Here is a 15,591-nt window from a genome sequence, read left to right on the forward strand (position 1 = left end):
AGACCTTTGTGATGGAAAGGTCTTTTTTTATGTAAGACTTTCCGCTTGTTTAAATTCAATAATCCTAATTTCATCTATACTAATCGAAAACAGTAATTTCTGACTTCAATTCTCAGCATTTTCCTTTAAATTGAATTCATAAAATTTATAGATAGCGTTCATGGCTAAAAAAGCTGCACCAAAAAATCAAAAATCCATTGAAGAATCACTCTGGGAAACCGCCAATAAACTCAGAGGAAAGGTGGAATCCTCAGAATATAAGCACGTAGTACTCGGGCTTATCTTCCTCAAGTTTGCTTCTGATAAGTTTGATAAGCGTAAAGAAGAGCTCATTGAAGAAGGAAAAGAGAAATACCTTGAGATGAAGGAATTCTACAATATGAAGAATGTCTTCTTCCTGCCTCCTGAAGCACGCTGGGGTTATATCATGGAAAATGCCAAGCAAGAAGACCTGGCATTAAAGATAGACTCAGCCTTACACATAGTAGAAAGAAACAACCCTTCCCTAAAAGGTGCTTTGCCTGATAACTACTTCTCCCGCTTGAATATGGATAGCGAGAAGCTGGCCGCTTTGCTTGATACCATTAATAATATTGATACCCTTTTAGATGAAAAGGAAGATGTGATTGGCCGCATCTATGAGTATTTCTTGGGCAAGTTTGCCTCTGCAGAAGGCAAAGGCGGTGGAGAATTCTATACGCCTAAGAGCATAGTAAACCTGATCGCTGAAATGCTGGAGCCTTATAAAGGCAAGATATATGACCCTTGCTGTGGTTCTGGGGGTATGTTTGTGCAATCCATCAAGTTTGTGGAGAACCACAATGGTAATAAAAAAGATATTTCAGTATATGGGCAGGAATATACAGCGACTACCTATAAGCTGGCAAAAATGAATCTGGCCATTAGGGGTATTTCTGCCAATTTGGGCGATGTACCTGCTGATACCTTCTTTAAGGACCAGCATCCTGATTTAAAAGCAGATTACATCATGGCCAACCCACCTTTTAACCAAAGTGCCTGGCGTGATAAGAATGAACTGACAGATGATGCCCGCTGGAAAGGCTATGAGGTGCCTCCTGTAGGAAACGCCAACTATGCCTGGATTATGCACATGCTTTCCAAGCTTTCCGAAAATGGAACAGCAGGATTTGTATTGGCCAATGGCTCTATGAGTTCCAATACCTCCGGTGAAGGAGAATTGCGTAAAAGCATGATTGAAAATGATTTGGTGGACTGTATGATTGCCCTACCAGGACAACTCTTTTATACCACCCAGATTCCTGTTTGTCTTTGGTTTATGACGAAAAATAAAAAGGAAGATAAGGAACGTGGTTACCGAAACCGAAAGGGTGAAACCTTATTCATAGATGCCCGCGAAATGGGAACTATGATTGACAGGGTGCATAAAGAATTAACTGATGAGGACATTGATAAGATTACCCAAACCTATCATGCCTGGAGAGGCGAAGAAAAGGACGGAGAATACGAAGATGTAGCTGGCTTCTGCAAAGCAGCAGATCTCGAAGAAATTAAAAAGAACGACTATGTACTCACACCCGGCCGCTATGTAGGCATGGCTGAAGTAGAAGATGATGGTATCCCTTTCGAAGAAAAGATGGAAAATCTATCCAAGCAGCTTTATTCCCAAATGGAAGAAGGAGAAAAGCTGGATGAAGCTATTCGAAAGAACTTAAAGATGTTGGGTTATGGGGAGTGATTGGTTTGAAATAACATTGGAAGAGTATAGTGAAGTTTTATCAAGTAAAAGAATCTTTGTAAAAGATTATGTCCCAAATGGAATTCCCTTTTTTAGATCAAAAGAAGTAATTTATAGAGCTTTAGGAGAAAAAATCAATGCTGAACTTTACATATCGGAAGACAGATATTCTGAAATAAAATCTAAGTTTGGTAGTCCCAGTAAGGGGGATATTTTAATTTCTGCAGTAGGCAATAGGTCTGGAATTTCATGGGTAGTCCCCAATGATATGGATTTCTATTTTAAAGATGGAAATTTGATCTGGTTAAGAAATTTTTCCCCAGAATTGAATTCTACTTACCTAAGTTATTTTTTAAAATCGAGTACGGGGCAATTTATGCTTACCTCAAATATGATTGGGTCAGCTCAGAAGGCTCTGACTATATCAGGAATAAAGAAGCTTAATTTTAAAATACCCCCACTCTCAGAACAAAAAGCCATTGCCCACATTCTCAGTACCTTAGACGATAAAATCGAGCTCAACCGTAAAATGAACGAGACTTTGGAGGAAATGGCACAAGCCCTATTTAAAAGTTGGTTTGTTGATTTTGACCCTGTACTTGATAAAGCTTTAACAGCAGGTTATGAAATCCCCGAACCCCTGCAAGCCAATGCAGAAAAGCGCATAGCTTTAGGCAACAAACGAAAACCACTCCCTGCTGAAATCGCAGACCTCTTCCCTGATAGCTTTACCTTCACCGAAGAACATGGCTGGATTCCTGAGGGGTGGGAAGTGAGTAATATTGGAAATGAATTTAATGTTACTATGGGACAATCTCCCCCTGGTTCTACATACAATGAAAATGGTGAAGGAATGCGATTTTTTCAAGGGAAGGCAGATTTTGGTTTCAGATATCCTACTGATCGAATTTATTGCTCTGAACCAAAACGATTTGCTAGTGAAGGCGATACTTTAATGAGTGTTCGCGCCCCTGTAGGTGATGTAAATATTGCCTTGCATGATTGTTCAATTGGAAGAGGCTTATGTGCAATTCGACATAAGTCATCGTCAAAATCGTATACTTATTACTTTATGAAGCATAAGAAAGCTATTTTAGATAGCTATGAGTCTGGAGGTACTGTGTTTGGGAGTATTAATCAAAAACAGCTAAAGAGTCTTGATGCTTTCGGAAATATTGAATCTATAATATCTGCTTTTCATAAAATAGCTTCAAGTCAAGACGAAAAAATCGAGTTAAATTCAAAGGAGTTATTAATTCTTTCCCAAACGAGAGATGCTCTTTTGCCTAAACTGATTTCTGGTGAGTTGAGATTGCCTGAGTTAGAAAATATTGTAGTACGAGCTTAGGTATGAAAGGTACTAAAAACATATAAATAATCTTATTTTTTAATAAATTGAAGAAAATAAAGTCAACCTAATGATACAAACCGACATTAAATCCTTTTTACTTCAGTTAGCTAAAGATAATTCAGATAACAAAATAGGTTTGCTTCTGGCTACTAATTATGAAAATTTCACACAGGAGAAAACAAAGGAAAAGCTATTTGAATTTATATTGGCTAAATATGAAGATATCCCTGAGAATATAAATCTAATTGAGCCTGATAAGGATTTAAGTCATGCTACGGAGGATCTGTTTGGCAAAGATTTTAGAATTCGTGGTGTGCAGTTAAGTAATCTAAGAGGTATCCCTGAAGAAGATTCAGATGGAGTTTCTTTTGGTATTGATTTTACAGATGGTGGAGAAAATAATAATGCTATTATTTTAGCTAATAATGGAGTTGGGAAGTCTTCAGTATTTGCAGCGCTGGAAATGGTCTATTCTCAAGAAATTGGTGAAAGGAAATTAAGACAATCTGAGATTCCTAGCTTAAAGGACTTTAATGAATATTTGGAAAGGTTTAATAGTGAAAATAAGCCAGAATGCACTGTTTTTACCAACTCAGGAAAATTTAATCTTACTAATCCAGTTTTTAAGAATAAATTGGATCTACAGAAATTTAAGCCGGCTAATCATTTTATCAGTGATTTTGATATCTACGCATTTGGACAAGTTGATTATGGCCCCAATGAAAAAAACAGTAATTCATTTCATAATATAACGGCTAGATCATTAGGTCTTTCTAATTTTCTTTCTCTAAAGGATCAATTGTTAAGTTTAAGAAATTATAGAAGAAATAAGGAGAAAAAAGAATTTGAGAGTTTAGATAAAGAATTAGCAAAAAACGAACAGTTATTGAAAGAATCAAAACAAAAACTTTTTGATTTTCAAACTGAATTAGAGCAGTTAGAAAAGGGGGAATCTAAAATACCTGCGAAATCTAATGAATCGAAATCTAAACTACTTGATTACTCTCAAATCTCATTTGAATCTACTCAAAATGCTGATTTCTATTTGCAGATAATCGAGGACTATAGAAATCATCTTGTTGAATTTGAAGAAAAAAATTCAAATGTAAATTTGGTTAATGAGAAATCATTCTTAGAACTAGGTAAACAGCTAATGAATGAGAACGATGACTGCCCTTTTTGTAAGAACTCTAATAGTTCACAAGATAAAATTTTACAATTAGTAGAAGAGAGAATTTTGGATATTAAAAGTAAAGAATATTTATTGAATAGGTTATCTGAAAAACTCAAGGAAACCAGTCGATTTTTTCTAGACCTATTTAAAACGATAAGGTTTATTTATTCAAGAGTTTCAATCGAGAGAGGTGACTTGTATTTTGATGAACTAAGGCCACTACAGGAAAAAGGTGAAAAAATATATATAAATCCTAAATTCATTGCAATTGCAGAGGATTTTGAACTATTCGAAAAGCTGGAATCATATGAAAATAGAAATAGTTTAAGAGTAAGTGACTTTGAAAATTTTAGAGCGACTTTAAATTGGATTGAAAAACTTAATTTAAAAGAGATTATAAAAAGTATTAGAGACTATTTAAATATAAGAAAGAAAAGCTTTGAGGACTTCTTACAGAATAAAGTAAATGCTGATAATGGTCTATTAGACGAAAAATATCAACTTAAAAAGGAAATAGAAACAATTTCGGTGCAAATAAAGGGATTTGAAGACAAAAGAAATACCTTACCTGCACAGCTTGATTTAGCAAGGAATGAATATGAAAAAGTTAAAGAAATTAATTCTTCTTTAGAAAAGTATTTTCTTTATTATGATTCCGAGTTTTCTAAAATAATTTCCGAATCTTTTAAGCCACTCCAAGGGACTATTGAAGTAATAATGAAAGATTATTTAAAGGAGGAAAATATTGAAATTAAGATCAATATTCAAAAAATTATAACCCCAATAGAAAATGAGGCAATAGAAAAAGAAATAATTACTGCTACTTTAATTGATCAAAAAACTGGCAAATCAATTACCCCTGATAGATATTTTAACACATTTAGATATAAATTATTTTGTCTAATGGTAAGTCTAAGTTTGGCGTTAGCTAATCGTAAGATCTATCAAGTTAATCTGCCGTTTGTCTTAGACGATTTATTTTCAAGTAGTGATTTTGTAAATAAAAATTCTTTCTCAAGATTCTTTTCGAAAATAATACTACTGTTTCAAGAGCATACTCCTGAAATGGATTTGCAGTTTATTTTATTTACTCATGACGATGTGATTTTTAGAAATGCTATGGACTCAATTACAGAAATTGCATTAGGTGAGGAGAAAAGAAACTTAATTACAGAAACAAAAGTAGGTAGAATGTTCAAGCCAGAAGATAAGCCTTCAAAAACTTCCTTATTAGATGGGGAATATGAATTCTGGAACCTATTCTATGAGTTGCCAAAAAATATTGACCAAAACCTAAAAAAAGAAGAGCATAATGTTTAGAAATCTCAATATTATATTATTAGTTTTTTGTACGCTAGTGGTTTTATTGATATCCTTATTTTGGTACTTTCAACATAATCAGCTGAAAGAAATCAAACAAGAGTTTAGAGAGAAAAGTGAGGAGTTGGCGTCTCCTAAATGGCCTAACCCCTTTGATATCAATTTTAGAAATTTAAATGACAGCATTCTATTAATATCATATCTAGATGTGGAAAGAGTAAACAGACACATAGATGGGTTGAGAAGTGAAGTTAGAAATGAATCGAACAGAGCAGAAAGTATAATTGATAAAGATATTGATAGATTAAATCTTTATATGGCAGTAGGTATTGGATTTATGACGCTGTTAGGAGTGTTTGTTCCGGTATTGGTTAATATAACATCTACTCAAAATCTAAATAATGAAGTAAATAGCCTTAGAAATCAATTCAGTGAATTTAACAATGATCGAGAAGATTTATCAAAGGGTATAAATAAAATTGAAGAATATTTAAAGATACAAAAGAAAGGATCTATTAACGAGGCAAATAATAAGTTACAAGCATCTATCGGTAGGTTTTATAATATGTGGCCTCTATATTTTAATAAAATTAATAGAGAGGATATAAATGCTAATGTTGTCAACTTAATCGAAGACGTTATTGAAGCTCTTAAATTATGCGAGAGTCTGGATGATCACCTGATTAATAAGAACAGGTTTTTTATCAATAATGTAAATGATTTTATACAGTTACTCGATACGGAAAAGACCAAGTTAAATATGGTATTCTCTCAGAGAAAGGACATTGAGGTAATAGATCATCTTATTGAATCACTAAAAGAGTTACTTAAATCAACACCAGAGAATGAATCAAAAAAATATGCGGATGTATTTAAAAACTTAAATAGGTTTAGGTCTCTTATAAGTGAAAGAGTTGTTGACTTTAAATCGAATTGAAATTATGCTTGAGGAAACACCAAAATCTGAAATTTTATTTAATGATCTGAGTGATTTTTTAAAATCAAATGAAATCCCATCCGTAAAGCAACAACCCAAAACCTTCTTAGAAATTGCCAGGCAGCCGCATTATGAGAATGTGATTTCTAATATCTATGCTTTTTAGGTGATGGTCTTCAACTATGATTTAAAATGATTAGAGGAATACTATGATTTTTTTACAATCACAGTCAATCATAAAGTCATTAACTATGATTTAAATGATTAAAAAGAATACTATGAATCTGTAACATCATAGCCAATCAAGAAACCAGAAAAATCATAGTTTAGATTAAAGGAATACTATGATTAGATGCAGACATCATAGTCCATCAGACAATCACATGAATCATAGTTTAGACAAAGAGGAGCACTATGATTTTTGGTTTTGAGATTAATTTTATAATATTTGAACATCATATTACATCATAAAATCAAAACCCATCAAAGTCAAAGTAAATGGCAACAGAAATAAATAGTCGTTACGAAAATTCTGAATTAACAGGAAAAATTATAGGCTGCGCAATGGAAGTTCACCGACAAATGGGTAATGGGTTCCAAGAGGTGGTGTACCAAAGAGCATTATCTATTGAGTTAAATTTACAGAAACTCAATCATGTCAGAGAATTAGAGATGCCGTTGACTTATAAAGGGGAGAATGTAGGCACAAGAAGAGTAGATTTTTTTGTGGAGGATAAAATTATGGTGGAAATAAAAGCCATCAAAGATTTGGAAGATGTGCATTTAGCACAAGCTATTAATTATTTAGAAGCTTATGGACTTGAAATTGGGTTGTTAATCAATTTTGGCAACACTTCCTTACAGTTTAAGCGAGTAATGAAGCCTGGTAAACGTGCATAATTTACCTTTAGCTTAATAATTGGGTTATGCATTTCATAGCCTAATAGTCTTCAACTATGATTTGAAATGATTAAAAGAATACTATGATTCATGGCCATTATAGCCCAACAAAAAAATCACAAAAATCATAGATTATACAGTGGGTGATTTTTTCATTTATAATTAAACCATTAATTTGCTTTTCATAGACTATCATCAATATAGCCAATTAAAGTTAAAGGCCTTTGGATGTCAAAATCAATAAAGGCTACAAAATTATGGAAAGCGAAATCCTCCTATACAAAAATCAAGAAGGCAATATTAAGATAGATGTTGTCTTGCAGGAAGAAACAGTTTGGTTGACCCAAGACCAAATGGCTACTTTGTTTGGTAAAGGTAGAAGCACAGTGGCAGAGCATATTGCCAACGTGTTTGAAGAAGGCGAATTAGAGCAGAATCGAACTTGTCGGAAATTCCGACAGGTTCGAATGGAAGGCAGTCGTGAAGTGGAAAGAGACATTGACCACTACAATCTTGATGTAATTATATCAGTAGGTTATCGGGTAAAATCTGTTCAGGGTACACAATTCCGTATTTGGGCAACTCAGCGTTTGAAAGAATACATCGTCAAAGGCTTTGCTCTGAATGATGATCGCTTTAAGTCGGGTAATTCAATGAATTATTTCAATGAACTGCAAGAGCGTATTCGGGAGATACGCCTTTCAGAGAAATTCTTCTACCAAAAAATTAAAGACATTTACGCCACCAGTATAGATTATGACCCAAAAGACGAAAAAACCATTGAGTTTTTCAAAATCGTACAAAACAAATTGCTTTGGGCCATCAGTCAGCAAACTGCAGCTGAATTGGTGTATAGGAGAGTGGATGCCAGTTTGCCTTTAATGGGAATGCTTTCTTATGACAAAAAACAGCAAGTCGCCATTAAAAAAGCAGAGGTAAGTATTGCAAAAAACTATCTGGAAGAAGATGAAATGAAGCTATTGGGTTTGCTGGTGGAGCAATATTTAGCATTTGCTGAAACCATGGCACAGCAGCAAACACCCATGTATATGAAAGATTGGATAGAGCGCCTAGATAGCATTTTACAATTAAACGGCAGGGAGTTGCTTACCCATGCAGGTAAAATATCGCATAAAATGGCTTTGAAAAAATCTGATGAAGAGTATAAGAAATTTAAAAAGAAACAGAAAATCATAGAAAAAGAAGCCAGCCTAAAAGAATTGGAGGATGATATTAAAAAAATGAAAAAGTCTTAAACTATGATTTAAAATGATTTCAGGAATACTATGATTTTTAATTTTCTAATTAAACTACTAATTTGGTTTTATAGTCCACCATAAAATTATAGTTAAAGACAAGAGAACAACATGAATACCGCAAGCGAAAAATTATCTACATTATCAAAGCCTTCCAACTGGAAGGAAAAGCTGAACTACCAATTGGAAAATGAAGCTTGGTTAGATAAATCAGCAGATATTTCATTTTCTGTGCTTGAAGTTTTGGATGATTTAGGGGAAAGCCAAGCATGGCTTGCAGAACAATTAGGGCTAAGTAAGCAGTACGTAAGCCAAATTGTGAAAGGCAATGAAAACCTAAGCTTGAGTACAATCTTTAAACTACAGGAAGTTCTTGGTATTAGGTTGCTTGTGAAATAGTTAGATAACTCAATTCGAAAATGAAAAATGTCCAGTTTTTTAACTAAAAAACTGGACATTTACAATAACCGAAAAGTCCGATTTCATTGCTTAATCTTCGTTAAAACATCATATTTATATTAATAAAAATAATTCACCTTCCTCTTTTTTAAGTGATAGGTGAAATTTAGAATATATGTCCAAAACTAACCGTATAGAATACAAATCATCGCTCACCAGCTGACGGTATTGAGATTACTTCTGCAGGGTCATTGCCAGAGGGATTGAGCAAGGAAGAATTTTTTGAGGGTTATTCTATTCCTCGAAATAATGAATTAATGCGCATTTATAAGGACTTGGAAATGGTGGAGCAATTGGGTTCCCGAATTCCCCGTATTTTGGAGACGTATGGAAAGGAATGTTGCCAATTTTCCGAAAACTTTTTGCGGATGATATTTCCAGCCAAGGAGAAAGTCACCCCGCAAGTCACCCCGCAAGTTACCCCGCAAGTTGAAAAACTATTGGAGGTGATTAAGGGCGAACATAGCAGGCAGGAACTGCAAAATAAGCTCAGCCTATCTGATAGAGAATATTTCAGAAAAGAATTTCTGCAACCGGCAATTGAAGAAGGGTTGATTGGACTAACCATTCCCGAAAAACCTAAAAGCAGCAAACAAAAATATAAGCTTACAGAAAAAGGTGAAAATTTTCTTCGCGCACTTAAAAGCGAAGGATAATGATTGTAAAAATGCGGAAATAGAGTTTGTCGGAAACTTTAAACTATCTTTAAAACAGGCAAAACTATACTCATGAATTGGCAATAGAGTCAAATTTTAAGCAGTTCTACCTCTAACCTCTACTAGATATAAAGTTTTACTATAAAATTTATATCTTTAGTTTTCTTTTAATACCTACAATGAAATTCACCGAAGCCCAACTTGAAGCAAGTTTTATTGATGAATTCCAGAAGCTGGATTATGCCTATCATAATGGTTCTGATCTAAGACAGGCTAAGGCTATCCAATTGGCAAAAGAACCTAGGCTTCAATATGGCAATGTGGTGGAAGAAGATGTTCTCATTAGAGATGATTTGGCTCAGTATTTAGCTAAGCGATACGAAAAAGAGGGTATTACGCTTATAGAAATAGAGCGTATCATTCGAGAAATAGAAAAGCTACCAGCTTCTGATCTCTATGAAAGTAATAAAGCTTTCATGCGAAAATTGAGTAATGGGTTTATTTTTAAAAGAGAGGATTACAAACAGAAAGACTTATTTATTGAATTCATTGATCATGAAGATGATTCAAACAACAGCTATAAAGTAGTCAACCAATTAGCCATTCAGGGATCTGAAATGCGTATTCCTGATATGATTCTCTACATCAACGGATTGCCGCTTGTGGTTTTTGAATTTAAAACAGCCATTCAAGAAGACGTTACCATTCATAATGCCTACAGGCAATTAACGGTTACCTACCGAAGAAATATACCAGAGCTATTTAAATACAATGCTTTTTGTGTGATTAGTGATGGGGTAAATTCAAAGGCTGGTTCTTTTTTCGCTAAAGAAGAATTCTTTTATGCCTGGCGTAAAATTACAGGCGAAGAACAGGAAGAAATGCAGGGAATTGATTCCATGAGATCTTTAATATTAGGGATGTTTGAAAGGGATAGGCTTAAAGATATCATTAGGAATTTCATCCTCATTCCGGATCAATCTCATAAGCAGGAAAAGATATTATGCCGTTATCCGCAATACTATGCTGCTCGAAAACTTTTTGAAAGTATTAAAAAGCAAAAACGGCCTTTAGGTGATGGTAAAGGTGGTACCTACTTTGGTGCTACCGGCTGTGGTAAAAGCTATATCATGCTTTTTCTAACTCGCTTGTTGATGCGCAGTACAGCTCTTTCAAGTCCGACCATAGTGGTGATCACCGACCGAACGGATTTGGATGATCAATTGTCCAAGCAATTTACAGGAGCTAAAACTTATGTAGGTGATAATAGCATTGAATCCGTCATAAGCAGAGCACATTTGCGGGAATTATTGCAAGGACGAAGTAGTGGTGGAGTATTTTTAACTACCATTCACAAGTTTACAGAGGATACTCAATTGCTTACAGAAAGAGATAATATCATTTGCATCTCAGATGAAGCACACCGTTCTCAGGTCAACTTGGATCAAAAGATTAAGATTACAGAAAAAGGAGCAAAGAAAAGCTATGGCTTTGCAAAGTATCTGCATGACTCTTTACCTAATGCCACTTATGTTGGCTTCACGGGAACTCCAATTGATGCTACAATCGATGTATTTGGTCCTGTGGTAGATGCTTACACCATGAGAGAGTCTGTCACCGATGAGATTACCGTGCGCATAGTGTATGAAGGTCGAGCTGCTAAAGTGCTTTTGGATAATGAAAAACTTCAAGAGATTGAAAAGTATTATGATGAAGCTGCAGAGGCAGGAGCCAATGAATATCAGGTAGAGGAATCCAAAAAAGCGAATGCTAAAATGAATGCCATTATTGGTGACCCTGATCGAATTCGAGCTGTAGCAGAAGATTTCGTGCAACATTATGAAAAGCGTGTTGAAGAAGGATCCACCGTCTTGGGTAAAGCCATGTTTGTTTGTAGTAGTCGGAAAATTGCCTATGCTTTTTATCAGGAACTCATCAGCTTACGACCTGACTGGGGAGAAATTAGAACAGCAGCCCCAGGAGCAGAACTGGAAGAAGGAGAGGAAAAAGAGATTAAAGCCATTGAAAAAGTAAAAATGGTGATGACTCGAAATAAGGAAGACGATGATGATCTCTATGAATTGTTAGGAACTAAAGAATACAAATCAGAATTAGACCGACAATTCAAAGAAGCAAAATCGAATTTCAAGATTGCCATAGTGGTAGATATGTGGTTAACAGGATTTGATGTCCCTTTTCTGGATACTATTTATATCGATAAGCCCATACAAAAGCATTCTTTAATACAAACTATCTCTCGAGTAAACCGAAATTATGAAGGTAAAAACAAAGGCTTGGTAGTAGATTATATAGGCATAAAATCCAAAATGAATCAGGCATTAGCCATGTATTCCAAATTAGAAGGAGATAGCTTTGAAGACATTGATCAAAGTATTATAGCCGTAAAGGATTATTTAAATGTGCTGGAAAAAATGTTCCATCATTTTGATGCCAGCTTATACTATCAGGGAAATCCTACAGAAAGATTAGATTGCCTGAAGCGAGCAGCTGATTTTGCTATGCAAACTAATCAGCAGGAAAAGCGCTTTATGGAATTGGTCAAAAGACTGAAAGCCGCTTATGATGTTTGCGTAGGTTCTGAGGAATTAGGTGAAGACAGAAGAGATCAAATTCATTTCTATTTAGCAGTTCGTTCCATCATCCATAAGTTGACTAAAGGAAATGCTCCTGATACTGCTCAGATGAACAAGAAAGTAAAAGACCTTATTCAACAAGCAATAAAAAGCGATGGTGTTCAGGAGATTTACCAATTGGGAGATGAAAAAGCCACTCAAATTGATTTATTTGATAGCGACTATTTAGATAAAATCAATGGTGTAAAGCTGCCCAACACTAAGATCAAGCTTTTGCAGCAATTGCTTAAAAAAGCCATTGAAGAGTTTAAGAAAACCAATCGTGCAAAGGGCATAGATTTCAGTAAAAAATTTCAATCATTAGTTGATCAATATAACGAGCGAAGAGAAACTACCGAATTCGAGGGTAAAGTATATGATGATATGTCTGAGCAGTTAACCAATATGATTTTGGATATGAAAGCTGCCTTTGCTTCGGGTGATGAGTTAGGGATTAGTTTTGAGGCAAAAGCTTTCTATGACATCTTAAAGCAGCTGGCTAATAAATACGACTTTGAATATCCAGAAGATAAACTTATTCCCTTATCCGAAGAAGTAAAAGGCTTAGTTGATGACAAAGCCAAATATACCGATTGGAACAAAAGGGATGATATAAAAGCAGAGCTCAAAGCAAACCTGGTAGTCCTATTAGGTGAAAATGATTATCCACCAGTAGACCGAGATGAAGTATATCAGGAGATTTTTGAGCAAGCTGAGAATTTTAAGAAGTATAACTAATTTTCTTAAAAATAAATTTGAATCCTTTTAAAAGGAGTTGAGGTCAATAATGAAATTTTTAGATTTCTTTTTTGCATTTACTGATTAATCCTTGGAGGTTTCTTAAATCAATCAGAGTGATTTTATTACTATTTCTACATAACTGCCAATACAAACCTGAAAGGTTTTGTCGGCTGATATTAACAGAAATTACTTCATTTCTCATAATGAAGGCAATACCTATTTAATTTAGAAAATAAATTCTTTTTGCAATCCCCTAAAAAAGCTTGCAGTTTTGCAGGCAGGTTTTATAAAACATGATAATCGCATGAGCTCAGAAAAATATGCTGTCATCTGGAAGCATTTCGAACAAAATTCGGATTTAGGAAAGCACTTAAAAGCTTCTGAAGATTTTAGCTTGCCTTATTTTTTAACAGCCGAGGAAAAAGCAAAATTTGATCAAAAAGAGCAGGTAAGTTTAAATCCCTTTCATTTGGTAATGGGCTTATTGGTTGGCTATTTTGATCAACCACCAGGCATTGACACAACTTTCGCAAAGGAAAAAGCTCCGGCTATCATTCAAGAGCAATTGCCTAATTTCAAAACCACTTCTCAAGAGAACCTCATCATCGATATTTCCAATTTCTTAAGAGACAGTCATGGTCAAAAAGTGAGTTTGCAATCCTTAATGACGGGGGTGGAGTTATTGCCTGAAAGCAGTGCGATTAAATATGATGCTTGTATTGATTTAATTAATTGCATAGATGATGATGAACTGGATGATCGTATGGCGGCAGTACAGCAGTTAAAATTATTGCTTAGTAAAATTGAGGCTAAAAAACTGAATAAAGAGTTAGTGCAAGATTATATGAAGATGATCGAGATTGCGAATGAGTTTTAAGCGAAGCTAACTGTATTACTGCTGAGACCTGTTAGGTTTTGGAAACCTGACAGGTTTGTTTTGCCACCTTGTTGATCGCTATATTTTTCATCAACAGCTATTTACAAGCTTAATTTAACTACCTTTGCGCTCCATTTTAGAAAGCACCTTTATGAAGCGTATTAAAGAATACAAAAAGTTATTTAATGTAGAAGGCCCAATCGACCTGAAGCAATTAAAAACCACCTATAGAAATTTAGTAAAAGAATGGCATCCCGATAAATTTCAAGCTGGCGATCCCAAAGCTGAAGAGGCGGAGATCAAAAGTCAGCAGATCATTGATGGCTATCATTTCTTAATAAGTATTGCACCTGAAACCCATAAGGCTAATTTGGAAGAGTATACCAAAACTACTACCGAATCAAATATTTTGGATTTCAGACATAAGGGATTATTGTTAGAGGTTAGCTTTTTAGACGGAACGACTTACGAATATTTTGGTGTGAATAAGAATGTCTATCAAAAGCTTTGTAATGCTGATAAACCCTACCGATTTGCCAAAAGAAATATCTTCCAGAATTTCTTATACAGAAAATCTAAGAAGGCTATGGAGATGGCTTAAGGAAATACAGCTGACCGCGTGAGAATTGATTTACGAAATCAGAGTTTCTGCTCTAGTTTTTTTATTCTTTTCTCATGGTCTGCATAACTTTCAGCAGAGAAAGCCATAAATTCGGTAATATCAGCTTCAAATTCTTTAAAAGCTTCACCCAAACCTTTTACCCCTTCATTTAAAAATGAGATTTTAGCATCCATTTGGGTCAAACTTTTATTAATTTTCTTTTGAAACCCTTCGTGGGTACTCATATAATATAATATTTAGTTAAAACGTCTTTTGGTTGATTTGAGTTCTATGAGATTTAAGGTAGTAAATTTTTAGTCCTTTTTCTAATGTCATTTTCAATTGAGTTGGGATAAGCGCTTGATTTTTGTCAACTGTCAATTTATTTCCAGCTTAGCTGAAAAACTTTTGTTTTCTTTTGTCTCTTTTGTGGTTCAGTTTATTAATAGTTAATTTTAGCCTTATGAGCATTATAATAAGAAGAGCAAGCGAAAAAGATATCCCAAGAACTTTAGAGTTAATCCAGGAATTAGCGGTTTACGAACGTGAGCCAGATGCTGTAGTGGTGGATGTGGAAGAACTCATTAAAGATGGTTTTGGTGATAATCCTGCCTATGGTTTGTTTGTGGCAGAAACGGAAAATGGAATTGTAGGCATAGCCTTATATTATTTCCGCTATTCTACCTGGAACGGAAAGGTGATGTATTTGGAAGATTTAATTGTAACCGAGTCAGAAAGAGGAAATGGCTATGGTCGAAAATTGTTAAATGCTATACTTGAAGAAGCGGATAAGCTAAATTGTAGATTAACAACCTGGCAAGTGCTGGATTGGAATGAGCCTTCTATTGAATTTTATAAAGCCATTGGTGCAGATTTAGATGAAGGATGGATCAACTGTACTGTAAAGCAAGATCAGTATAAAAGGATTTATCAATAAAATGGGCATAACTTTTCCAAAGTTCCAAACTT

At 34.6% G+C, this 15,591-nt stretch carries 14 protein-coding genes; 13 read left to right on the plus strand and 1 reads right to left on the minus strand.

Translation table 11 applies throughout. The annotated features are described in order from the left end of the window. Nucleotides 1-160 precede the first annotated feature (160 nt). From QYS48_RS10275 to QYS48_RS10330, 12 genes are all read left to right on the plus strand, one after another. A complete protein-coding gene (locus QYS48_RS10275) occupies nt 161-1,717 on the plus strand; it encodes a class I SAM-dependent DNA methyltransferase (RefSeq protein WP_308355837.1) in 1,557 nt (518 codons plus the stop codon). Next, a complete protein-coding gene (locus tag QYS48_RS10280; protein WP_308355838.1) occupies nt 1,707-3,065 on the plus strand; it encodes a restriction endonuclease subunit S in 1,359 nt (452 codons plus the stop codon). Before QYS48_RS10275 ends, QYS48_RS10280 begins: the two co-directional genes overlap by 11 nt. 70 nt (nt 3,066-3,135) lie before the next feature. Further along, nucleotides 3,136-5,562, plus strand: coding sequence for a hypothetical protein (locus QYS48_RS10285; protein ID WP_308355839.1), 2,427 nt, complete (start codon nt 3,136-3,138; stop codon nt 5,560-5,562). After that, nucleotides 5,555-6,499 (plus strand): hypothetical protein, encoded by a 945-nt coding sequence (locus QYS48_RS10290; protein ID WP_302101952.1) that lies wholly within the window; start codon nt 5,555-5,557, stop codon nt 6,497-6,499. The genes QYS48_RS10285 and QYS48_RS10290 overlap by 8 nt, the downstream gene beginning before the upstream one ends. A 4-nt stretch (nt 6,500-6,503) precedes the next feature. Beyond that, a complete protein-coding gene (locus QYS48_RS10295) occupies nt 6,504-6,665 on the plus strand; it encodes a hypothetical protein (protein ID WP_308355840.1) in 162 nt (53 codons plus the stop codon). Between the two features lie 332 nt (nt 6,666-6,997). Next, on the plus strand, nt 6,998-7,399 hold the full coding sequence (locus QYS48_RS10300) for a GxxExxY protein (RefSeq protein WP_308355841.1): 402 nt from the start codon (nt 6,998-7,000) through the stop codon (nt 7,397-7,399). 257 nt (nt 7,400-7,656) lie between these two features. Then, the gene (locus QYS48_RS10305; protein WP_308355842.1) at nt 7,657-8,655 is read left to right on the plus strand and encodes a virulence RhuM family protein; all 999 of its coding nucleotides are present in this window, start codon (nt 7,657-7,659) and stop codon (nt 8,653-8,655) included. Nucleotides 8,656-8,766: 111 nt separating this feature from the next. After that, on the plus strand, nt 8,767-9,054 hold the full coding sequence (locus QYS48_RS10310; protein WP_302101948.1) for a helix-turn-helix transcriptional regulator: 288 nt from the start codon (nt 8,767-8,769) through the stop codon (nt 9,052-9,054). Nucleotides 9,055-9,287: 233 nt separating this feature from the next. Then, the gene (locus QYS48_RS10315) at nt 9,288-9,770 is read left to right on the plus strand and encodes a Fic family protein (RefSeq protein ID WP_369592740.1); all 483 of its coding nucleotides are present in this window, start codon (nt 9,288-9,290) and stop codon (nt 9,768-9,770) included. Between the two features lie 179 nt (nt 9,771-9,949). Then, entirely contained in the window at nt 9,950-13,141 is a 3,192-nt protein-coding gene (locus QYS48_RS10320; protein ID WP_308355843.1) for a type I restriction endonuclease subunit R, read from the plus strand. Between the two features lie 307 nt (nt 13,142-13,448). Next, nucleotides 13,449-14,021, plus strand: coding sequence for a hypothetical protein (locus QYS48_RS10325; RefSeq protein ID WP_308355844.1), 573 nt, complete (start codon nt 13,449-13,451; stop codon nt 14,019-14,021). A gap of 151 nt (nt 14,022-14,172) precedes the next feature. After that, complete coding sequence (locus QYS48_RS10330; protein ID WP_302101942.1) at nt 14,173-14,622, plus strand: KTSC domain-containing protein; 450 nt, start codon at nt 14,173-14,175, stop codon at nt 14,620-14,622. 38 nt (nt 14,623-14,660) lie between these two features. Here QYS48_RS10330 and QYS48_RS10335 read toward each other — a convergent pair whose 3' ends face one another. Beyond that, nucleotides 14,661-14,867, minus strand: a complete 207-nt coding sequence (locus QYS48_RS10335) for a hypothetical protein (RefSeq protein ID WP_308355845.1) — start codon at nt 14,865-14,867, stop codon at nt 14,661-14,663. A gap of 218 nt (nt 14,868-15,085) precedes the next feature. On the opposite strand from QYS48_RS10335, the gene QYS48_RS10340 reads away from it, so the two are divergent. Continuing rightward, entirely contained in the window at nt 15,086-15,559 is a 474-nt protein-coding gene (locus tag QYS48_RS10340) for a GNAT family N-acetyltransferase (protein ID WP_308355846.1), read from the plus strand. Nucleotides 15,560-15,591 lie beyond the last annotated feature (32 nt).

Source organism: Marivirga arenosa, from assembly GCF_030503895.2.
Lineage (GTDB): Bacteria > Bacteroidota > Bacteroidia > Cytophagales > Cyclobacteriaceae > Marivirga > Marivirga arenosa.

Bases quoted from the DNA above. Each gene is read 5' to 3' on its own strand.
- QYS48_RS10275 (WP_308355837.1), top strand. From the start codon at position 161: ATGGCTAAAAAAGCTGCACCAAAAAATCAAAAATCCATTGAAGAATCA.
- QYS48_RS10280 (WP_308355838.1), top strand. From the start codon at position 1,707: ATGGGGAGTGATTGGTTTGAAATAACATTGGAAGAGTATAGTGAAGTT.
- QYS48_RS10285 (WP_308355839.1), top strand. From the start codon at position 3,136: ATGATACAAACCGACATTAAATCCTTTTTACTTCAGTTAGCTAAAGAT.
- QYS48_RS10290 (WP_302101952.1), top strand. From the start codon at position 5,555: ATGTTTAGAAATCTCAATATTATATTATTAGTTTTTTGTACGCTAGTG.
- QYS48_RS10295 (WP_308355840.1), top strand. From the start codon at position 6,504: ATGCTTGAGGAAACACCAAAATCTGAAATTTTATTTAATGATCTGAGT.
- QYS48_RS10300 (WP_308355841.1), top strand. From the start codon at position 6,998: ATGGCAACAGAAATAAATAGTCGTTACGAAAATTCTGAATTAACAGGA.
- QYS48_RS10305 (WP_308355842.1), top strand. From the start codon at position 7,657: ATGGAAAGCGAAATCCTCCTATACAAAAATCAAGAAGGCAATATTAAG.
- QYS48_RS10310 (WP_302101948.1), top strand. From the start codon at position 8,767: ATGAATACCGCAAGCGAAAAATTATCTACATTATCAAAGCCTTCCAAC.
- QYS48_RS10320 (WP_308355843.1), top strand. From the start codon at position 9,950: ATGAAATTCACCGAAGCCCAACTTGAAGCAAGTTTTATTGATGAATTC.
- QYS48_RS10325 (WP_308355844.1), top strand. From the start codon at position 13,449: ATGAGCTCAGAAAAATATGCTGTCATCTGGAAGCATTTCGAACAAAAT.
- QYS48_RS10330 (WP_302101942.1), top strand. From the start codon at position 14,173: ATGAAGCGTATTAAAGAATACAAAAAGTTATTTAATGTAGAAGGCCCA.
- QYS48_RS10335 (WP_308355845.1), bottom strand. From the start codon at position 14,867: ATGAGTACCCACGAAGGGTTTCAAAAGAAAATTAATAAAAGTTTGACC.
- QYS48_RS10340 (WP_308355846.1), top strand. From the start codon at position 15,086: ATGAGCATTATAATAAGAAGAGCAAGCGAAAAAGATATCCCAAGAACT.